Source organism: Natrinema pallidum DSM 3751 (assembly GCF_000337615.1).
GTDB lineage: Archaea > Halobacteriota > Halobacteria > Halobacteriales > Natrialbaceae > Natrinema > Natrinema pallidum.
The window spans coordinates 1-20,679 of sequence record NZ_AOII01000020.1; the positions used below are offsets into that span (position 1 = coordinate 1).

Here is a 20,679-nt window from a genome sequence, read left to right on the forward strand (position 1 = left end):
GACGGCGGTCGAATTTTACGGATTTCTAATTGAATTCCCCGATTTTGAACCTACTGTCCTCCTGCGATTTCTGGGGGTAAACACATACGATTCGTGTAAACAAGCGCTCCGACTCGGCGCGCCCGGGTTTGTCATTCCCTACGCGTTCATCGCGAACGAGAGTCTGATCTACTGGTCGTGGGAGACGCTCGTCGCGTTCCCTGTGGTACTCGCCGGCACCGTCGGCTTGATCGTCGCGACGATCGGCTTCGACGGGGCTCGAGAGCTCTCGGCACCGGCTCGTGGTCTCTACATCGCTGCCACGTTCTGTGCGATGTTCGGCTCGATCGTCCACGTCGCGGTACAGATCGCCGCAGCGGTCGTGATCGTCGGCGTGTTGGCGCACGCTCGATACGTCGTCGGCTACGACCTACCGACCGACCCCGAGGCCGAGTCACGTCCCGACGCGTCGACCCTCGACTAACCGCTCCGCAACCGGGGCGGCGCTCCCGGTTTCGGGAACAACCGAAGTAAATGTAATTACCGAGTAACAACCCTTTTGTGGGCCTCAGACAACCATACACAAGGTATGACAAATCTCGTGAGGGAAGTCGGCGAGACCGTGCAAGCGAACCCCGACTCGGCCGCGGTCGCGTATCAGGGGACCGAATGGACCTACGAGGAGTTCTGGGAGCGAGCCGGGCAGTTCGCACAGGCACTCGAGGACCGCGGCATCGGCGAGGGCGACCGCGTCGGAATCTATCTCCCGAACTTGCCCCAGTTCGTCACCGCCTTCTACGGCACGCTCCGCGCCGGCGGGATCATCGTTCCGATGAATCCCCAGTACAAGGCCCGCGAGATCAGCCACATGCTGGGCGACAGCGGGGCGAAAGCGGTCGTCTCGCTGGCGGATCTCGTTCCCAACGTTCTCGAGGTGCAAGACGACACCGCGGTCGAGCAGGTAATCAGCGTGGGAGCGGACGTCGAGGGAGCCACCGCGTTCGACGACTTCCTCGCGGACGACACCAACGGGATCGTCGAGCGTGCTGACGACGATGTCGCGGTCCAGCCGTACACCTCGGGGACGACCGGCACGCCGAAGGGCGTCCTGTTGACCCATCACAATCTAGCCTTTACGACGCGGGCGAACGCGAGCGTCCCGCCGGGCGGGTTCCAGGCCACCGACCGACTCATCGGGACGCTCCCGCTGTTTCACATCTACGGTATGTCCGTCGTGATGAACGGCGCGATGTACAGCGGCGGTACCTACTACCCCGTTCCCGAGTGGGACGCGCCGACGGTCATGGACCAACTCGAGGACGACGGGATCACGATCATGTTCGCCGTTCCCGCGATGTTCAACGACATGATCAACCAGCCCGACGCCGCCGAGTACGAGTTCGAGGCGCTGCGCTTTGCCAACTCCGGGGGCGCGAGTCTCCCGCTCGAGGTCCTCGACCGGTTCGAGGAGTTGTGGGACGTTCAACTCAACGAAGGCTACGGGCTGACCGAGACGAGCCCGGTTACCCACGCCAACACGAACGACGCGCGTCGGAAAGGTAGCATCGGGCAACCGCTCGAGGGCGTCGAGGCGAAGATCGTAGACGAGCACTTCGACGAAGTGCCCCGCGTCGCGGAGGGGCCGATCGACGAGGAGGCGGCCGACCTCCACGAGATCACGGGCGAACTCGTCATCCACGGCCCCAACGTGATGAAGGAGTACTACGGCCTCCCCGAGGCCAACGAGAAGGCGTTCACCGAGGCGGACGGCAAGCGGTGGTTCCACACCGGTGACATCGGTTACTGGGACGAGGACGACTTCTTCTACGTCGTCGATCGCGAGAAGCACATGATCGTCACCGGCGGCTACAACGTCTATCCGCGCGAGGTCGAGGAGTTGCTTTTCGAACACGAGGACGTCGCCGACGCCGCAGTGGTCGGGGTTCCGGACGACCGCCGCGGGGAGACCGTCAAGGCGTTTATCGTCCCCACACCCGACGCCGACGCGACCCCCGAGGAGATCAAACAGTACTGCCTGACGAACCTCGCGGAGTACAAACACCCCCGCGAAGTCGAATTCGTCAAGGAACTTCCCCGAACGACCACCGGCAAGGTCCAGAAGTTCGAACTCCGCGACGAGTAGGCATCTGGGTCGTCCGGGACCGCATCGAACGCCGCCCCGTTTCCGCTGCGCGGTCGACATCGCGGCAGGGTTAACAGAATCAAATGGCGGGTGCATCCGAAGCTACTTTGTAAGACGACACCAAGCAAACGATATGGCATTCCAGCTGTCCGCTGAGCACGAGGCGATCCGTGACGCCGTCCGCGAATTCGGCGAAAACGAGCTGAAACCGGTCGCCGAGGAACACGACCGCGAGCACAAGTATCCCGAAGAGTTGCGCAGGAAGGCCGCCGAATACGACTTCGTCGCGCCGAACATCCCGATCGAATACGACGGTGCCGGGATGGACAAGATTTCCTCGACGATCGTCACCGAAGAGCTCTGGCGTGCCGACCCCGGTATCGGCTCGGCCGTCGGCTCCGCCGGCTTCGGAACGGACATGATTATCGAGTTCGGCGACGACTGGATGAAAGAGAAGTGGCTGCCCAAGATCGCCAACGGGGAGACCGCCTCCTGTTCGATGATCTCCGAGCCCGCCCACGGCTCGAACGTCGCCGGCATCGAGACGGTCGCCGAGAAGGACGGCGACGAGTACGTCCTCAACGGCAACAAGATGTGGATCACCAACGGGACCGTCGCCGACGTCGGCGTCCTGATGGCCAAGACCAGCCCCGACGAGGGCCACAAGGGCATCACCGCCTTCCTCGTCGAGATGGACCGCGACGGTATCGAGACCGACAAGATCACCAACAAGCTGGGCATCCGCGCCTCCGACCTCGCGGAGGTCGTCGTCGACGACGTTCGCGTCCCCGAGGAGAACGTCATCGGCGAGGTTGACGAGGGCTTCTACCAGCTGATGGAGTTCTTCGCCTCCGGCCGCACCAGCGTCGCCGCCCAGGCCGTCGGTGCCGCTCAGGGCGCACTCGACGCCGCCATCGAGTACGCCAACCAGCGCGAGCAGTTCGACCAAAAGATCTCGGATTTCCAGGCTATCCAGCACAAGATCGCCGAGATGGCCACCAAGGTCGAGGCCGCTCGCTCGCTGACCTACCGCGCCGCGACCCAGGTCGAGCAGGAAAACCAGGACGTCGCCGCACAGTACTCGAGCATGGCGAAGTACTTCGCGAGCGAGATTTCGGTCGAAGTCGCCGACGAGGGGATTCAGGTCCACGGCGGCTCGGGCTACGTCACGGACTACCCCGCCGAGCGCTACTACCGCGACGCCCGCATCACGAAGATCTACGAGGGTACCAGCGAGATCCAGAAGAACATCATCGCCGACCAGATCCTGTAATCGGGCTCCGCTCGCGGACGGCTCCGGGATGCGAACCATCGATCTGTGTGCAGTCCATACCGGGATCGCTGTCACGCTTTCGCAGGGTCAGTACGGCCTCCATCGACGATCTGATTCGTACTCTCGGATTCGGATTTCGCAGCGATCACTGGCGCGAGAAAAGGGGGCTCGAGCCCGTTCGGTCGACCGGCGACTCGAGTCGCCCTTACTGCGCCGGTACGCGGAACTCGATCGCCGCACCCTGCCCGTAGCCGACGCACATCGTCGAGAGGCCGAGGCCGCCGTCCCGACGCTGCAGTTCGTGAATCAGCGTGACGGGCAGGCGGGCACCCGACGCGCCGAGCGGATGGCCGATGGCGATCGCCCCGCCGTTGACGTTGAACCGCTCGTCGTCGAAGCCGAGTTCGTCCCGGCAGTAGATCGTCTGGCTCGCGAAGGCCTCGTTGAGTTCCACGAGGTCGTAGTCGTCGGCCGAGCGGCCGTTGCGCTCCCAGATTCCCCGCACCGCTGGAACCGGGCCGACACCCATGATTGTCGGATCGACGCCCGCGACGTTGTGGTCCTCGATCTCGGCCATGATCTCGAGGTCCTCCCGCTCGGCGAACTCGCGGCTGGTGATGAGGACGCCGGCAGCGCCGTCGGAGACCTGCGAGGCGTTGGCGGCGGTGACGGTACCCGCCTCGCGGAACGCTGGCGGAAGGCCGGCGATCTTCTCTTTGGTCGTGCCGGGACGGAGCCCCTCGTCCTCCTCGACGAGGCCCGCCTCGGTCTCGATCGGGACGATCTCCGCGTCGAACTTGCCGTCCTCGGTCGCTTTACAGGCCCGCTGCTGGCTGCGCGCGCCGTATTCGTCCTGCTGGCCCCGGCTGATGTCGTACTTGTCGGCGACTGTCTCGGCGGTCTGGCCCATCGCGAGCCCGGCCGCGTCGTACTGCTCGGCGATGCCCGCGTAGGAGTCGATCCCCTTCCGGCGCTCGTTGCGGGACATGTTCTCGACGCCACCGGCGACGATGACATCGCGCTGGCCCGCTCGGATCGCGTCGCTGGCGCTCATGATCGCCTCCGCCGAGGAGGCACAGAGCCGGTCGATCGTGGTGCCGGGGACGCCCTCACCCAGGTCCGACAGGAGGGCGATCACCCGCGCGATATTGTTGCTTTGCTCGTTGACCTGCTTGGCACACCCCCACCGGATGTCGTCGACGTCCTCGCCCGAGAGTTCCGTCCGCTCGAGCATCTCGTCGACGAGCGGAACCGACAGGTCCTCGCTGCCGGTCTCGGCGAAGACGCCACCGTGTTTCCCTTGCGGCGTTCTGACTGCCTGGACGACGACTGGCTGCCGATCGCTCATTGGTAGTGAGTACCTCACGCTCCGACACTAAAGTAGCTCCGTTCGAGCGGTTTCGCCCGTCGATCGGGACACCGTGCGTTCGCCGCTGACGAGTGCCCGGACGGAACGATCTACAGTAGCGAGCGGCGCTCTCGGTTCCGCGCGGCGCGGCGGTCCCGCCTTTGGTCCTCTCTATCGCGTCGCGAGCAGATAGCCGCCGACCAGTACGGTTGTCATTGCGACCGTCCCTGTCGTCCCGACGGGATCGATCGGAGCGTCGCCGCGACCGATCACGAACACCTGTCCGAGACCGAGACTCACGGAGGTCAGCAGAAGTACGCCGTACAGACCCATGATCGCAGACCCGAGTTCGTCGAGTTGGTTTGTCGTAACTGCATGGACCAGCAGCAGCGAACCAGAGCCGATCGGGATCGCGATCAGCGCGTCGGTCGGCTCCGCCACGAACACGAATCCGGCGAGGAGGAGACAGATGGCATAGACGCTGACTGTGCCGAGCGTTCGGAGTCGGTACGGGACAGTCATCCGTGCCCAAATAGATTCTTGAAAAATATATTTCTTTTGATGAAACCATCTCTTGATGGGCGTGTCTCCGGACACGTGATTGCGAAGGGGTGTGTGCGGTCATACCGCCCTGCGTCCGCTGCTCGTCGCTCGAGGCCCGCGTCGGACGTGAGCACGGCCGACAGCACGCGCCGTGTGTTCGCGGATGGAAGGGACGAGACGGGGCGCAGTTGTTCGAACGGGAACGCTTTTGGGCGTTTCCGCTGTGCCCTCTCACATGCGAATCGCAGTTCTTGGAGCCGGCAGCATGGGACACGGAATCGCACAGGTCTCCGCGATGGCGGGCCACGATGTGGTCCTGCGGGACATCGAAGCGGACCTCGTCGAGGACGGACTCGAGGGAATCCGTGAGAACCTCCAGGGGGGTGTCGACCGGGACAAACTCACCGAAGACGAGATGGACGCGGCCCTCGAGCGCATCGAGGGGACGACCGACCTCGCGGGCGCGGTCGCGGACGCCGACCTCGTCGTCGAAGCGGTACCGGAGGATATGGACCTCAAACAGGAGGTCTTCGCGGACGTCGAGGACGCAGCGAGCGAGGAGACGGTCATCGCGTCGAACACGTCCTCGCTGTCGGTGACCGAGATGGCAAGCGTCCTCGAGCATCCCGAGCGGGCGGTAGGGCTGCACTTCTTCAACCCGCCGCATATCATGGACCTCGTCGAGATCGTCATCGCCGAGCAGACCGACGAGCGCACCGAGGCGTTCGCCGTCGACTACGTCCGGGACATCGACAAGGCAGACGTAGTCGTTCGGGACACCGCCGGCTTCGCCACGTCGCGGCTGGGACTGGCGCTTGGACTCGAGGCGATCCGGATGGTCGAGCAGGGCGTCGCCAGCCCGGCAGACATCGACGAGGGAATGGAGATCGGCTACGGGCATCCGATGGGACCCCTCGAGCTGACTGACCACGTCGGACTGGACGTCCGCCTGCACATCGCGGAACACCTTCGCGAAGAGCTCGGCGAGCGGTTCAAGCCGCCCCAGTCACTGCGCCGAAAGGTCCGTGCGGGCAAGCTCGGCAAGAAGTCCGGCGAGGGCTACTACGTCTGGGAAGACGGCGAGCGCGTCGGCATGAGCGGCGAGTGGGGCGGCGACGCGTAACGCTGCCGTCGTCGGTCGCCACGCTGCGGGACGGCCCCGAACAGAGAGACCCTAACTAGTTAGGCAAATCGTTTGTTTCGACGCCGCGGCTACTAGAAGTACCGCCCGCCGATCGGGCGGCGGCCCCGGGGGCGCACGTGGAAAAACGACGGGGCCACTTTTCGATTCGGTCACCGTAGCGGGCATCGAAACAACCGCGTATCGGCCGGGTGGTCCGAGAGCCACCATCCGGCATCACCGTTTCCCGCCGACCGATGTGTCGGGCCGGGTAGACGACTCCGATATAGCGGGGGAGAGCCGCGACGGACCGTCGGAACGCGGGTACTTTTAGCCGCGCCTGCGTAAGGGTGACGTATGTCCCTGGAGCCGAGCGCCGACCCGGCCGCCGACCGGCGAGCGAACTACGACTATCAAAGCGATGATGTCGATCGCCCGGCCCTGGTCGCTGACCTCGAGACGATCGGCGACTGCGAGGTCCGGGCCGACTCCTACTCGCGCGAGCTGTACGCGACCGATGCGAGCGCCTACGAGCGGACGCCGATCGCCGTCGCCTTCCCCGAGTCGACCGCCGATGTCGCGGGCATCCTCGAGTACTGTGCGGAACGGCGGATTCCGGTCCTCCCACGGGGCGGCGGGACGAGCCTCGCCGGGCAGACGGTCAACCGGGCCGTCGTGCTCGACTTCACGCGGTATATGAACGACATCCTCGAGATCGATCCGGACGCCCGGACCGCGACGGTCCAGACCGGAACGATCCTCGGGACGCTCAACGAGACTCTCACGCCCCACGGTCTCAAGTTCGCACCCGATCCCGCGTGGGGCGACAAGAGCGCCATCGGCGGCGCGATCGGCAACAACTCGACCGGGTCGCACTCGCTGCAGTACGGCAAAACCGACGCCTATATCGAAGAGGTCGAAGTCGTTCTCGCCGACGGTACCGTGACCCGGTTCGGCGAAGTCACCGTCGCGGAGATCGGCGAGCGGGCCGACCCCGACGGCGACCTCGAGAGCCGAATCTACGCCGCGGTCGAGCGCATTCTCGCGGACGACGCGGATCGCATCGCGGACACGTATCCCGATCTCAAGCGCAACGTGTCCGGCTACAACCTCGACCGACTCGTCGCCGAGGCTCGCGGCGAGGACCTGCCCGGCGGCGAGGACACCGGCGAGCCGGGGACCGTCAACCTCGCGCGCCTGCTCGCCGGCAGCGAGGGGACCCTGGCGATCGTCACCGAAGCGACCGTCTCGCTCGAGCCGGTCCCGGAGACGAAGGCCGTCGCCCTGCTGTGCTACCGCGACCTCCACGAGGCGATGGAAGACGTCGAGCCGATCCTCGCACACGATCCCGCGGCGGTTGAAGTGTTAGACGACGTGTTGCTCGATCTGGCACGCGATACCGCGGAGTTCGGGCCCGTCACCGCAATGCTGCCCGACGGGACCAACGCCGTCCTGCTCGTGGAGTTCTACGCCGAGGAGACGGCCCACGGTGAGGAACGAGTCGCGGCCCTGCTGGCCGACCGCGTGCCGTCGGCGACGCCGGCGGGGGAGTCGGCCGACGACGCCCCCGCCAGCGACGCCGACCCCCTCGCGCTCGAGGCGCTGGAGGCCTACGACGAGGCCGAGCGCGCGAAGCTCTGGAAGCTCCGCAAGTCCGGCCTCCCGATCCTGCTCTCGCGGACGACCGATGCGAAGCACATCAGCTTCATCGAGGACACCGCGATCCCGCCGGCGAAGCTCCCCGAGTTCGTCGCGGAGTTCGAGGCGATCCTCGAGCGACACGACACCTATGCCAGTTTCTACGCCCACGCCGGCCCCGGCGTGCTCCACGTCCGGCCGCTGGTGAACACGAAGACCGAGGTCGGCCTCGAGCAGCTCCACGGCATCGCGGACGACGTGACTGACCTCGTGGTCGAGTTGGGGGGCTCAGTCTCGGGCGAACACGGCGATGGTCGCGCCCGGACCCAGTGGAACCGGAAGCGCTACGGCGACGACCTCTGGGCGACCTTTCGAGACCTCAAGACCGCCTTCGACCCCGACTGGCTCCTCAACCCGGGCCAGGTCGTCTTCCGCGAGGACGAGCCCACTGACCTGCGGGAGAACCTGCGGTTCGATCCCGACTACGAGTTCGACGCGGGTTTCGATCCCGTACTCGAGTGGGACAACGACAACGGTATGCAGGGGATGGTCGAACTCTGTCACGGCTGTGGTGGCTGTCGCGGCGAACAGGAGACCACGGGCGGCGTGATGTGTCCGACCTATCGGGCGAGCCAGGAGGAGATCACGGCGACTCGTGGGCGGGCGAACGCGCTCCGGCAGGCGATGAGCGGCGATCTCGAGCCCGACGAGGCCGCCTCCGACGAGTTCGTCGAGGAGGTGATGGGGCTGTGTATCGGCTGCAAGGGCTGTGCCATCGACTGTCCGAGCGAGGTCGACATGGCGAAGCTCAAGGCCGAGGTCACCCACGAGTACCACCAGCGAAACGGCGCGACGCTCCGGGACCGGCTCTTCGCCAACGTCGGAACCCTCTCGCGATGGGGGAGCAAACTCGCCCCGCTCTCGAACGCCCTGCCGAAGCTCCCGGGCGCACGCAAGGCGCTCGAGGTGACCCTCGGAATCGATGCCGACCGACCGCTGCCGACGTTTCACGGGACGACGTTCCGGGACTGGTTCGACGAGCGCGGCGGCGCTCGCGTGAGCGAAGCCGACGCCGCCCGCAAGGCCGTCCTCTATCCCGACACCTACACCAACTACAGCCATCCCGAGGCCGGAACGGCCGCCGTCCGCGTGCTCGAGGCCGCCGGTGTCCACGTCACCGTCCCCGACGACCTCGGCGATACGGGCCGTCCCGCGTTCTCGAAGGGCTTCCTCGAGAAGGCGACGGACGCCGCCCGCGAGAACGTCAACACGCTCGCACCACGGGTGGCCAACGGCTGGGACGTGGTCGTCATCGAGCCCTCCGACGCGGTCATGTTCCAGTCCGATTACCGCGACTTGCTTCCCTCGGCGGCCGCCGAGACGCTCGCGGACGCGACCTACGGCGTCTGCGAGTACGTCGATACGTTCCGTCTGGACGAGGACATCGCGTTCGACGACCGTGCGGCGACCGACGACGTGATCTATCACGGCCACTGTCATCAGAAGTCCGTGGCCAAGGACCACCACGCCGTCGGCGTCCTCCGGCGGGCCGGTTACGCGGTCGAGCCGCTCGATTCGGGCTGCTGTGGCATGGCCGGCAGTTTCGGCTACGAGTCCGAACACGCCTCGATGAGCGACGCCATCGCCGGCATTCTGTACGACCAGATCGCGGACAGCGCGGGCGACCGTGTCGTCGCTCCCGGTGCCTCCTGTCGGACCCAACTCGAGAACAGGCCCGACGCCTCGGCGGAGCCGCCGACGCCGATCGAAGTCGTCGCCGACGCGCTCGAGTAACCGGATGGCATAGCCGGAGCCGATATCGACGGTCGTGTGACCCGAGACGACGGCGATGTGGCGTGACCCGGGACGACGGCGATGTGGCGTGACCCGGGACGACGATCACGGATTGTACGTGTTGGCTTCGGTCGACCATTATATATCTAGAGTTATAGATGACACGCACACCCCGGGTGTCGAGTGTAGATAGGAAAATAGCCGCGGGAGAGCCCGAGTACGACTGATATAGGCAGCAATCAGGTATCGGATGAACGGCTCACGTCAGAGTAGGAGAACTAGAGTTGGAAAGGTTTATAATCGATAGATAGAAATGATATCCGTACTCCACCACGACTGTAACTAGAATAAGGCAGAAGCGATCCCTACACCCACCGATCACACGCTCTACAGCAGCTTTTCGGACATCTACACTCGACACCTGGGGTGTGGGAGTCCGTTCCACTGCGATCCCGCAAGGTACGCTTCCGCGAGGTGATCTCAGTCACTGATCACGGACTGGACACCCTGCCGCTGTGCGATCCATTTCATTCGACAGGAGGATAATCGGTCGCTGTATGATATCGATTACACAGGCTCGTTTTGTACCTATCTCCGCGATCTACATCCGACAGCTGGTGTCTCCGGATCACCAGGCTATAAATAAGCTCCATTGATACGTGACGGGTATGGAAGACGGCACCGGTGGCGAAAACGGGTCCCTCGAGGAGTTCTGGGCGACGGAGGACCCGATATTCAGCCGCAAGGAACTCCTCGATATCGACCTCGTTCCGAACGAGGACCGGATCATCGGCAGGGACAGCGAAATCAAGAACGTCGCCTCGAGCATTCATCCCGCGGTGAAAGGCCAGTCCCCCCGAAACACGCTCATTTATGGCAAAACGGGAACCGGGAAATCGCTCGTCGCGAAACACGTGACCAGAAGTGCCCAGCAGTATTCGGTCGAAAACGGGACCGAACTGGGGCGGGCGTACGTCGACTGTACGCAGACGAAGACCGAAACGCGCGTCGTGATCAATCTGGCACAGACGCTGAACGATCCGGAAGAAACGGGCATCAGCATCCCCGTTACCGGATTATCGACCGATGTCTACTACGAGCGCTTTTGGTCGATCCTCGACCACTGCTACGATGTCGCGATCATCATTCTCGACGAGATCGACAAACTCCAAGACAGCGAGATTCTCATGCAACTGTCCCGCGCGGGGGAAGCCGGTAAGCTGGACTCCTGTAACGTGGGGATCATCGCGATCAGCAACAAAATCTCGTTCAAGGAATCGCTCGACGAACGAATCCTCAGTAGTCTGCAGGATCGTGAGTTCGTGTTTCCGCCGTACGATGCGAACCAACTCCGCGAAATCATGTCCAACCGCGAGGATGCCTTCAGGGACGGCGTTCTCTCGGACGACGTCATCCCGTTGAGCGCCGCGTTCGCTGCCCAGGAGCACGGCGATGCGCGGAAAGCCCTGGATATCCTCCGAAACGCCGGCGAACTGGCAAAGGACGGGGACGCCGAGGAAGTTACCGAAGAGCACGTACGCAATGCTCGAGAGAGGGCCGATATCGACCGGTTTTCCCAGCTGCTCGAGGGGCAGCCGACACAAATCAAGGCGTCCGTATACGCGCTGTCGCTGCTCGCGGAGCAACACAGCGATCGGGAAGAGTTCGCGACCCGCGAGATTTACGAGATGTATCAGACTATCACGTCGGACAGCGCTCTCGGAATCGAAACGCTCTCGCAGCGCCGAATGAGCGATAAACTCGACGAGCAGGTCTTCCTCGATATTCTCGGACGGACCGAACGGGTCGGACGCGGGTACAGCAGCGGCGTGACGAATTACTACTACCTCCTGGAGGACCCGTCCGTCGTACAGGCCGTTATTCACGACGACAACCGCTTTTCCGAACTCGATCGAACGTAGCGACGGGAATTCACTCGACAGCCGGGGTGGTCCGCTAGGGCGGGTCCGGATTCGATACTCGGGAGTCGCTCGTTCGGTTCGAACCGTCTTTCGGATGATTTCACTCGACACCTGGGGTGGATGACAGATCACTCGCCGCTCGAAGGGGGCATGTCTCGCCATCACATTTCATTCGACAGTTGGGGTGCCCTGATTCGTGAAGGCCGGTACAAGAACATCTATCGGCCGATTTTGAGTGCTTACACTCGACGCCCGGGGTATTCGGGACGGTGCGATCGACGCTCGATTCGACTCGCTGGTTAGGGACCAATTTCATTCGACGGCCGGGGTCTCGAGTTCCGAAGCGGGGGGCGGGAAACGCTCTCCGACCTGTAAGCCACCGGAATCACCCGACACGTGGCTACGGCACGCCTTGCGGACCAGGACCAGACTGAGTCTGGTCCGCGCCGGATCGACTCAGCGGCCGACCAGTTCGTCGTAGCGCGCGCCGGTCTGTTTCAGCGTCTCGGTCGAGTACAGGCGCTCGTGGTCGACGGGGAGGTAGTCGGCGGCGAGTTCGTCGATCTTCGCGTCGACGGCCTCGGGATCGCGGCCGTGGATCATCGTAAACAGGTTGTACGACCACTGCTGGTCGGGTCGGCGGGGCCGGTGGTAACAGAGGGTAACGTACGGCAGTCCGCCCGCTCGCTCGCCCCACTCGTCGAGGGACTCGTCGGGCACGTCCCAGACGACCATGCAGTTGGCGTCGAACCCCGTCACGACGTGGTTGATCACGCAGCCGATGCGCTTGATACAGCCGCGCTCGAGCAGTCGCTCGACGGCCGCGAGCACGTCCGCAACATCATCGCCGATCTCGTCGGCGATGTCGCGGTACGGCGTCGCCGACAGCGGGAACCCGTCCTGAACCGCGAGCAGCAGGTCGGCCTCGAGCGCGGAGAGATCGCCCGTCGCTTCCTCGCTGATTCGGGTCGCTGCGGAGTCCAGTCGCTCCGCGAGCGATTCGCGTGCGAAGCGGTCGCCGTTGACGACGGGAAACTCGAGGTCGATGTAATAGTCCGTCAACATCGGCAGGTTCAGAACGTCACAGCCGGTCCGGCGCTCGATATCGGTGAGGATCTCGTCGCGAGCGTCCTGCGAGCCGGCGGTGACGACGAACCACATGTTCCACTCGTGGTCGCGAGCGTAGTTGTGGTTGACCTGCCGGTAGTCGTTGATGATCGCCGCGACTTCGTCGAAGCGATCCGCGGGGGCCTGGACCGCAGCAAGCGTCGACGAACCGATCACGGGCGGATTGAGGACCGCACCGAACCGACGGACAATGCCGGTCTCCCGCAGGGAGTGGACGCGGTCGACTGCCGCCGTTTCGTCGATCCCGAGGTCGGCAGCGACGCGGCGAAACGGACGTTCTTCGATCGGGAAGCCGCTCTGATAGCCGTCGATCAGCGCCGCGTCCACGTCGTCGATGGCCTCTCGCCAGTTCCCCGACAGGGTGCTCATTGGTTGCCCTAGGGAGAAGGGGGCCGTATCGTTTTCGGGTCCGCTCGAGCCGGCTCGCAGGACACCACGGGGACGTGTGTGATCCCGTAGTAGGGTGCGACGATCGCCTCCCGGTCGGCAGTGTCGCCATTACGGCGACCGAGGGTGACGAGCGATCACCCCACGGATCTCCTCGGTTACCGCCTCGATCGCCGCGTCGGCGGTCGAGAGGTTTCCGTCGGTCGCCGCCTCGAGATCACCGTCCGCGTCGTACTCGCGCGGATTCCTGTGGCGACGGGTGACGTTGTCGTCGGCGTCGTCGGCAGCCTGGAGGAGTCGGGACTGGGGCATTTCGACGGCCGAGACGGCCGACGCGTGGGACGCGGGCGCGGGGCCTGTAAGGACGCCGGCACCGCCGCTCGCGAGCACGAGGAGGACGGTGGCGAAGACGGCGCTACTCGCACGCGAATCACTCACGCCCTCGCGTTCGCGCCCGGGATACATAGCTATGCGTTCAGTTCGCGCCCACTGCGCGTCCGCGGGAAGTCTCAGGACCGTCTTACTGCGCCCGTTTCGCGGACCGAACCCGGCACACCTCCGGAACACGCGGCGGTTACGAGCGGGATCAAATCCGCTCACAGCCGTTCCGTCGTCGACTCGTCGTGTCCGTAACACTGGCCTACGGATGGCGATCTATAACATTTCGTAACTGTATCGAACCCTGATGCTCGAGGCCGTTCACCGATGACCGAACCGCCGCACTACCCACCGGTCCGCGCGCCGTTTTCGAGAGCCGTCCGCACCGCCGAATCCCGTCATTTGACCGCGCGAAGGGACCGGAAACGGGAGGTTTTTGCGCCGGCCGTCCCAACGAGTGCACATGGCGCAGGCAACACAGGAGTTCGGCGAATGGCCGTTGAAACGCCTGATGACGGAGGTCGTCGGCTCGGGCCCTAAATCGGCCGACGACATGAACCGCGCGCAGGCTCGCGAGGCCTTCCAGCGGATTCTGTCGGGCGAGCCGGACGCGACCACGCTCGGCGCGTTCTGGCTGGCCAACCGCTGGAAGCGCAACAACCCCGAGGAGCTGGCGGCCTACACCGACGTCATGCGCGAGGAGTCGGTCGTTACCGCCGAGCCCGACGCCGATCCGGTCGACTGCGGTGCGAACTACGACGGCAAGGATACCTCCGCGATCCTCGGCGTCGGTGCCGGCGTCGTCGCCGCCGCCGCGGGCACGCCGGTCGTCGTCCACTCCGGCGACTACGTTCCCTCCCAGAAAGCGCCGGCATACAAACACGTCCTCGAGGAGCTCGACGTCCGTACCGAGCTCGAGCCGACCGAAAGCGCCGACATGGTCGACGAGACCGGCTTTGGCTTCTACTACCAGCCCGCGTTCAACCCCGGCATCGACGACCTTTACGATCGACGCGACCAAATGGGCGTTCGGACGTTCGTCAACACCATCGAGACCGTCGCCAACCCCGCGAACGCCGACGTCCATCTGGGTTCGTTCTACCACCTCGCGTTCGCGAAGAAGCTAACCGATCTCATCACGGAAAGCGACCAGCTCGGATACTCCCGTGCGATCTTCTTCCAGGGGATGGAAGGGTATGACGACATCCGCCCCGGCTACACGAAGGTCGCCGAATGGGATCAGGTCGGCGACGACGGCGAGGAATCCTTCGCGGACTACGAGATCGAGACCGCCGCGTACGGCATGGAAATGGAGCGATCGGACCTCGCGGTCGACGACATTGCGACCGACTCCGCGTCGATCACCGAGGCGGTTCTCGCCGGCGACCGCGACGATCACTTCGCCGACGCGATCGCCCTCAACGGCGCGTTTCGGATGTACGCCCGCCAGGACGTCGACAGCGTCGAAGACGGCCTCGAGCAGGCCCGCGAGGTCATCGCCGACGGCAGCGCGCAGGCCGTCCTCGAGGAGCTGCAGGCGTTCTGAGCGAGCGACTGTCCGCTCCACTCCGCATCGATCGTCGTATCGCTTCTCCTATGGGTTTCGTATCGTGACGGCTTTCGTATCGTTTCGGGACGGGAGTCTCGGTCGGCGACTGGCAGTCGCCGGCCCCGACGGGCGGTCGGAGTCGCCGTTCGAGGCGGGAGTCGAACCGGACACCTTTTTGATCGGTAGCAGTGACCATCACCCATGGACGAATCACTCGAGACAGTGCTGGTGGCGTTCGACGAGAATCGCGGCGTCGGGACGCTCACGATGCACCGCCCGGACGCGCTGAACGCCCTGAACGCACAGTTGCGAGCCGATATCGTCACGGGGCTCGAACTGCTCGAGGAGCGGAACGAGGAAACCGACGGCGTCGCCCTGCGCGCCGTGGTGCTCGAGGGGGCCGGCGAGAAGGCCTTCTGTGCCGGCGCGGACGTCGGCGGCTTCTCCGAGGCGTCGGCCGGCGGCACCTCGGCACGGTCGCACTACGACGTCATCCGGGAGTTCCCTGCGCCCGTCATCGCGAAGATCGACGGCTACTGTCTGGGCGGCGGCCTCGAGACCGCGCTGGCCTGTGATTTCCGGCTGGCCAGCGAGACCTCCACCTTTGGCTTCCCCGAGGTCACCCTCGGCATCCTGCCGGGTGCCGGCGGCGTTCAATACGTCAGCAAACTGGCCAGCCCCGCCGTCGCGAAGGAACTCGCGATGACCGGCGACCACATCTCCGCGACGCGAGCGGACGAGGAGGGCATCATCAACCACGTCTACGCCGACGACGAGTTCGACGACGCGGTCGACGAGTTCGTCACCGACCTCGCCGGTCAGGCACCGCTGGCGGTGCAGGCCATCAAGCGATCCGCCGACATGGCCGTTCACAGCGGGCTCGAGGAGGGGATTGAATACGACTCTCACCTCTTCAAGCGGCTCCTCGAGACCGAGGACCACGCGGAGGGGGCAGCGGCGTTCGCCGAGGACCGCGAGCCCGAATTCGAAGGGAAATAGTGGGGAAGACGACGGACGGCGTCCCACGCCGGATCGATTCCGGAACCTGCGGTGGCGCGCGCTGTCGGCTGCCCGAGTGACAGCGAGGGCAGTCGACGACGTTGCGCGAGGGATGAGCGAACGAACGCGAGTGAGTGAGCGAATCGGGTGGGGAGGGCGTGGTAATACCGTGGTGCCACGGGAGTCGGATACCCGTTCCCCCTTTTTCCGTCGGGAACCATGTCTCTGGAACGACGACTTCGAGAGCAGGACCGACGACGGAGAGCGCCTTGTCGACTTGCGCCTCCGTCGCGATTCCCTCGTCGACGATCTGCCGGGCCTCCTCGCGTATCGCCGCGTGACAGCGGTTGGCGATGACGGTGATCTCGCGGACGGCCACCTCGTAGCCGCGACGTGCGAGTCCCTGTGCCATACGGAACCCATGCTGCCGCCGCCGACGGTAGCGCTCTTTCGTGCCATGTCCCTACCCGACATGGATGTCGACATCGGTCTTGGCAACGCTCGAGACAACCGGCGACGGCCGCCGAAACTGCCGGGCCGAGAGCGGCCGGAATCGCAACGACACGACGGGATGGTGGCTACGAGCACATCGACGGGAACGCCCGCGAAAGCGGCTATCGAGCGCCCTGTCGGCTCTCACGCCGGCCGGTTCGATCGACTCGTAACGACAGCTGGTACACATTTAATAGTCGCGGCGTAAAGCATGAGGTATGGCAACTGAGTACACGCCAACCGAGATGATGGATCGGGAGTCACGATCGAACCGCTACTATCGCAACGCGGTCGAACGCCACTGGGACCCCGGCGAGATCGACCTCGAGCGCGACGTCGAGAACCTGCTCGCGTTCATCGACGAGACGGAGACCGACGACAGGGAGCCGTGGTACGGGATGCTTAACGGGATCGCGAAGTTCGGGGCGGGCGAGGACGCGGTCACGGAGGACCTCGCGCCGCTGGGGACGGTCCTCGACGACATCGACGACCAGCTGTTCCTGACGACACAGCTGTACGAGGAGGCCAAACACGCCGACTTCTTCGATCGGTACTGGCGCGAGGTCGTCTGGACGGTCGAGGACGAGTTGGGGTGGGAGCGATCGAACCCGCGTCACGACCGGTGGTTCAACGATCCCTACATCGAACTGTTCGACCGCAACCGGCAAGCGCAGCGCCGGCTGCTCGAGGAGGACACCCCGGAAACCCGTGCGAAAGCCTACTGTCATTACCATCTCACGGTAGAAGGCATCCTCGCCCAGACGGGATACTACGGGATGCAGACCTCCTACGGCGGCGAGTTCGACGACCTGCCACATCTGCCGGGGCTCGTCCAGGGGTTTACCAAGATCCGCAGCGACGAAGGACGCCACGTCGGCTTCGGAATGAATCAACTCAAGAAGCTCATTGCCGAGGGGGTCGACCCGCACCTCATCGAGACGACCGTCGAAGACCTGCTCCCGCTCGTCCAGGGAATCACGGAGGACGACCGGTATCAGGCCGACGACCCCGAGGAGCGCGTCGGGCTCGACGACGGACAGTTGGCCGAGTACGCGGTCACGAAGCACACCGACCGGATGCGACAGATCACGGACGCCGCGGCGGACATTCCGGACGTCGACGAACTGGTATCGCTCGAGGGCGACGACTGATGCCGTGAGACGAACCCGACGGTTCCGATCCCGGCACGACCGGCGACAGTAGGCTTTTGGGGGCGGATCGACACGTGGGACCATGCAGCTCGATTCGGTGCGGATACTCGATCTGTCGCGCCTGTTACCCGGGCCGTACGCGACGCAACTGCTCGCCGATGCGGGCGCGGACGTGATCAAAGTCGAGGATACGGACAGGGGTGACTACGCCCGCGATATCCCGCCGACGACCGGCCGCGGCGTCGGCGCGCTGTTCGAGAGCGTCAATCGCGGCAAGCGCAGTATCGCGCTCGACCTGAAGTCGGAGGCCGGCCGCGAGGCGTTCTACGAACTCGTCGCGGACGCGGACGTCGTCTTCGAACAGTTCCGGCCGGGCGTCGCCGACCAGCTCGAAATCGATTACGAGACGCTGCTCGAGTACAACGACGACCTCGTCTACTGCTCGCTGTCGGGCTACGGGGGGACCGGTCCGGACACCGAGCGCGCGGGACACGATCTCAACTACGTCGGTGTGGCCGGATTACTCGATATGACCCGAGAGGACGAATCGATGGCCCCGCAGATCCCGGGCTACCAGATCGGAGACCTCGGCGGCGGGCTGTTTGCAGCCTTTTCGATCGTCGGCGGGCTGCTGTCGCGGGCGCTGGGTAACGGCGGCGAGTACGTCGACGTGGCGATGACCGACGTGGTCGCCTCCTTTTCGCAGGCCGTCGCCCACGAAGCGCTCACGGGCGGCGATCCCCGGCCCGGCGAGACCCCGCTCACCGGGACGTTTCCCTGGTACGACGTGTACGAGACCGCCGACGGGCGATACGTGACCCTCGCGGCGCTCGAGCCGAAGTTCTGGACGACCTTCTGTGAGGAAGTCGACCGCGAGGGGTTGATCGCCGCTCACGGCACCGACGACCCGGCCGAACTGGCGGCCGTCCGCGAGGAACTCGAGGCGCTGTTCGCGAGCCGATCGCGGGACGCGTGGCTCGCGGACCTGAGCGAGGAGACGATGGTCGGGCCGGTGTGTACGCCGGCCGAAGCCCTCGAGCACCCCCAACTCGAGGCTCGCGGCCTGATCGAACGGCCCGCGGACGCGCCGCCGCGGATCGGCTTTCCCGCGAGAGGGTCGAACGTGCCCCAAACTCACGACGAATCGGTCCCGGAGCATGGGGAACACACCGACGAACTGCTCGCGTCGGTCGGCTACGATGACGCCGAGCGAGCCGCCCTTCGCGACGCGGGCATCATCCGCTGACGGCCAGTTGTCCCGTCACGAGGACGTACTCGCCCCAACTAATAAGCTGCTGGATAGAATACGTATGACGACCATGCCGAATGTCGAGTTAACGCGTGCCATGCTCCGCGAGCGGGCGGTCGACCTGTACTCCGACCGGGAACTGGTGACGAAACTGCCCGGCGGGCGCACGCACCGGTACACGTACGCCGACGCCGGCGAGCGGATCAACCGGCTCGCGGGCGCGCTCGATGGCCTCGGTCTCGAGGCGGGCGATCACCGACGGATAGCACTATGGTAGCAAACACCACTGGCGGCGTGAGTTTCGACACCGACGGCGAGACCGAACTGATCCTCGACAGTCTCGACGAGTTCATCGAGCGCGACGTCGAGCCGATCGTCGAGGAGTTGGGAGACGTCTATACCAATCCCAGGAAGGGACACCACGAGAACGGGCGCTGGACCGACGAGGTGCTCGAGGCCCGCGAAGAAATACGGCGTCGATCCGCGGAGGGCGGCTTCTACGCGATGAACCTGCCCGAAGCCGCGGGCGGCGAGGGCGTCTCGCCGGTCACCTGGTACCGGGCGAAGAAACACCTCGCAGCTCACGGCGGCGGCCTCGAGCGCTACGTCCTCGCCGGGCCGGAAGGGCCGAAACCGCTCCTGTTGCAGGCGAAGGGCGAGCAGGTCGAGCGCTACCTCGCGCCGACCGTTCGGGCGGAGAAGTCGACGGCGTTCGCTCAGACCGAGCCGGGTTACGGATCGGATTCGCCGAACATGGAGACCACCGCGGAGAAGAGCGAGGCGCGGAGCGCCTCGGAACGTAGCGGCACAGCCGCGGAGAAAGACGGCGACGAATGGGTGCTGAACGGCCGCAAGCAGTGGATCACCAACGCGCCCTACGCCGACTTCGTCCAATTGTTCGCTCGGACGACCCCACAGGAGGAGGCCGGCCGCTACGGTGGCATCACGTGTTTCATCGTCGAGCGCGAGGAGTACGAACTCGGCTCGTACAACAACGCCGTCGGTGCCGAGGGGATGCAGGCCGAGATCGTGCTCGACGACGTTCGAATCCCCGAGGATCGCGTGCTCGGTGAGGTCGACGAGGCCTTCTACGCTGCGATGGAGTTCCTCTCACTTGGCCGGCTCGAGCTGGGAGCCGAAGCCGTGGGATACGCGGAGTACCTGCTCGAGGACGCCGGCGAGTACGTCACCGATCGCGAGGCCTTCGGGCGGGCGATCGGGAACTTCCAGCAGGTCTCCACGAAACTCGCGCGGGGGCGAGCAAAGACCTACGCGGCCGACGCGGCGGGGCTCAAACTCGCCTGGAAGATGGCCCAAGACGAGCGGACGGTGATGGATGCGTCCGTGCTGAAGTGGTTCGCGACGACCGTCCTCTGGGAGGTCGTCGACGCGGCCGTGCAGGTACACGGAGCCAACGGGCTGGCAGAGGACCACCCCTACATGGACCTGGTCCATCAGGCGCGGATCCTGCGGATCGTCGAGGGGACCGACGAGATTCAACTCAACACGATCGCGAAGACGATGGGGATCGTGGACTGAGTCGGCGCTATCGAACGCTCGACGCACCCGGACCCCGCGCCCGTCAA

The 20,679-nt window shown here is 65.0% G+C and carries 15 protein-coding genes and 1 pseudogene; 12 read left to right on the top strand and 4 right to left on the bottom strand.

The window, feature by feature from the left end; all coding sequences use genetic code 11:
- From C487_RS01710 to C487_RS01720, 3 genes and pseudogenes are all read left to right on the top strand, one after another.
- Positions 1-463 (top strand): annotated as a pseudogene (locus C487_RS01710) (hypothetical protein); the annotation flags it as partial.
- Positions 464-568: 105 nt separating this feature from the next.
- Positions 569-2,122, top strand: coding sequence for a long-chain-fatty-acid--CoA ligase (locus C487_RS01715; protein ID WP_006183942.1), 1,554 nt, complete (start codon positions 569-571; stop codon positions 2,120-2,122).
- A gap of 133 nt (positions 2,123-2,255) precedes the next feature.
- The gene (locus C487_RS01720) at positions 2,256-3,395 is read left to right on the top strand and encodes an acyl-CoA dehydrogenase family protein (protein ID WP_006183943.1); all 1,140 of its coding nucleotides are present in this window, start codon (positions 2,256-2,258) and stop codon (positions 3,393-3,395) included.
- 205 nt (positions 3,396-3,600) lie between these two features.
- On the opposite strand, the gene C487_RS01725 is transcribed toward C487_RS01720, so the two are convergent.
- Together C487_RS01725 and C487_RS01730 are read right to left on the bottom strand one after the other, a co-directional pair.
- Positions 3,601-4,743, bottom strand: coding sequence for a thiolase family protein (locus tag C487_RS01725; protein WP_006183944.1), 1,143 nt, complete (start codon positions 4,741-4,743; stop codon positions 3,601-3,603).
- Positions 4,744-4,914: 171 nt separating this feature from the next.
- Positions 4,915-5,265: a hypothetical protein gene (locus C487_RS01730; RefSeq protein ID WP_006183945.1), complete on the bottom strand. Its 351-nt coding sequence runs from the start codon at positions 5,263-5,265 to the stop codon at positions 4,915-4,917.
- Between the two features lie 256 nt (positions 5,266-5,521).
- Between C487_RS01730 and C487_RS01735 the strand changes: the two genes are divergently transcribed.
- The 3 genes from C487_RS01735 to C487_RS01745 all read left to right on the top strand — a co-directional run bounded on the left by C487_RS01735 (position 5,522) and on the right by C487_RS01745 (position 11,760).
- The gene (locus C487_RS01735) at positions 5,522-6,409 is read left to right on the top strand and encodes a 3-hydroxyacyl-CoA dehydrogenase family protein (protein WP_006183946.1); all 888 of its coding nucleotides are present in this window, start codon (positions 5,522-5,524) and stop codon (positions 6,407-6,409) included.
- 354 nt (positions 6,410-6,763) lie between these two features.
- Positions 6,764-9,838, top strand: coding sequence for an FAD-binding and (Fe-S)-binding domain-containing protein (locus C487_RS01740; protein WP_006183947.1), 3,075 nt, complete (start codon positions 6,764-6,766; stop codon positions 9,836-9,838).
- A 668-nt stretch (positions 9,839-10,506) separates the two neighbouring features.
- Positions 10,507-11,760: a Cdc6/Cdc18 family protein gene (locus C487_RS01745; protein ID WP_006183948.1), complete on the top strand. Its 1,254-nt coding sequence runs from the start codon at positions 10,507-10,509 to the stop codon at positions 11,758-11,760.
- A 456-nt stretch (positions 11,761-12,216) separates the two neighbouring features.
- Here C487_RS01745 and ahbB read toward each other — a convergent pair whose 3' ends face one another.
- The gene (ahbB, locus tag C487_RS01750; protein ID WP_006183949.1) at positions 12,217-13,257 is read right to left on the bottom strand and encodes a siroheme decarboxylase subunit beta; all 1,041 of its coding nucleotides are present in this window, start codon (positions 13,255-13,257) and stop codon (positions 12,217-12,219) included.
- Between the two features lie 129 nt (positions 13,258-13,386).
- Positions 13,387-13,713, bottom strand: a complete 327-nt coding sequence (locus tag C487_RS01755; RefSeq protein ID WP_238705307.1) for a hypothetical protein — start codon at positions 13,711-13,713, stop codon at positions 13,387-13,389.
- 403 nt (positions 13,714-14,116) lie between these two features.
- Between C487_RS01755 and C487_RS01760 the strand changes: the two genes are divergently transcribed.
- The 6 genes from C487_RS01760 to C487_RS01790 all read left to right on the top strand — a co-directional run bounded on the left by C487_RS01760 (position 14,117) and on the right by C487_RS01790 (position 20,632).
- Complete coding sequence (locus C487_RS01760; RefSeq protein WP_006183951.1) at positions 14,117-15,199, top strand: anthranilate phosphoribosyltransferase; 1,083 nt, start codon at positions 14,117-14,119, stop codon at positions 15,197-15,199.
- A gap of 204 nt (positions 15,200-15,403) precedes the next feature.
- Positions 15,404-16,201 (top strand): enoyl-CoA hydratase/isomerase family protein, encoded by a 798-nt coding sequence (locus C487_RS01765; protein WP_006183952.1) that lies wholly within the window; start codon positions 15,404-15,406, stop codon positions 16,199-16,201.
- A gap of 710 nt (positions 16,202-16,911) precedes the next feature.
- On the top strand, positions 16,912-17,844 hold the full coding sequence (locus C487_RS01775) for a ferritin family protein (RefSeq protein ID WP_006183954.1): 933 nt from the start codon (positions 16,912-16,914) through the stop codon (positions 17,842-17,844).
- Positions 17,845-17,926: 82 nt separating this feature from the next.
- Positions 17,927-19,090 (top strand): CaiB/BaiF CoA transferase family protein, encoded by a 1,164-nt coding sequence (locus tag C487_RS01780; protein WP_006183955.1) that lies wholly within the window; start codon positions 17,927-17,929, stop codon positions 19,088-19,090.
- Between the two features lie 73 nt (positions 19,091-19,163).
- Entirely contained in the window at positions 19,164-19,370 is a 207-nt protein-coding gene (locus C487_RS01785; RefSeq protein WP_083864468.1) for an AMP-binding protein, read from the top strand.
- On the top strand, positions 19,364-20,632 hold the full coding sequence (locus tag C487_RS01790) for an acyl-CoA dehydrogenase family protein (RefSeq protein WP_006183957.1): 1,269 nt from the start codon (positions 19,364-19,366) through the stop codon (positions 20,630-20,632). Before C487_RS01785 ends, C487_RS01790 begins: the two co-directional genes overlap by 7 nt.
- Positions 20,633-20,679: the final 47 nt, after the last annotated feature.

What these genes read in the sequence shown, in the direction of transcription:
- C487_RS01780 (WP_006183955.1), top strand. Translation starts at nt 17,927, where the DNA reads ATGCAGCTCGATTCGGTGCGGATACTCGATCTGTCGCGCCTGTTACCC.
- C487_RS01745 (WP_006183948.1), top strand. Translation starts at nt 10,507, where the DNA reads ATGGAAGACGGCACCGGTGGCGAAAACGGGTCCCTCGAGGAGTTCTGG.
- C487_RS01735 (WP_006183946.1), top strand. Translation starts at nt 5,522, where the DNA reads ATGCGAATCGCAGTTCTTGGAGCCGGCAGCATGGGACACGGAATCGCA.
- C487_RS01730 (WP_006183945.1), bottom strand. Translation starts at nt 5,265, where the DNA reads ATGACTGTCCCGTACCGACTCCGAACGCTCGGCACAGTCAGCGTCTAT.
- C487_RS01775 (WP_006183954.1), top strand. Translation starts at nt 16,912, where the DNA reads ATGGCAACTGAGTACACGCCAACCGAGATGATGGATCGGGAGTCACGA.
- C487_RS01715 (WP_006183942.1), top strand. Translation starts at nt 569, where the DNA reads ATGACAAATCTCGTGAGGGAAGTCGGCGAGACCGTGCAAGCGAACCCC.
- C487_RS01765 (WP_006183952.1), top strand. Translation starts at nt 15,404, where the DNA reads ATGGACGAATCACTCGAGACAGTGCTGGTGGCGTTCGACGAGAATCGC.
- C487_RS01760 (WP_006183951.1), top strand. Translation starts at nt 14,117, where the DNA reads ATGGCGCAGGCAACACAGGAGTTCGGCGAATGGCCGTTGAAACGCCTG.
- C487_RS01785 (WP_083864468.1), top strand. Translation starts at nt 19,164, where the DNA reads ATGCCGAATGTCGAGTTAACGCGTGCCATGCTCCGCGAGCGGGCGGTC.
- C487_RS01720 (WP_006183943.1), top strand. Translation starts at nt 2,256, where the DNA reads ATGGCATTCCAGCTGTCCGCTGAGCACGAGGCGATCCGTGACGCCGTC.
- ahbB (WP_006183949.1), bottom strand. Translation starts at nt 13,257, where the DNA reads ATGAGCACCCTGTCGGGGAACTGGCGAGAGGCCATCGACGACGTGGAC.
- C487_RS01790 (WP_006183957.1), top strand. Translation starts at nt 19,364, where the DNA reads ATGGTAGCAAACACCACTGGCGGCGTGAGTTTCGACACCGACGGCGAG.
- C487_RS01740 (WP_006183947.1), top strand. Translation starts at nt 6,764, where the DNA reads ATGTCCCTGGAGCCGAGCGCCGACCCGGCCGCCGACCGGCGAGCGAAC.
- C487_RS01725 (WP_006183944.1), bottom strand. Translation starts at nt 4,743, where the DNA reads ATGAGCGATCGGCAGCCAGTCGTCGTCCAGGCAGTCAGAACGCCGCAA.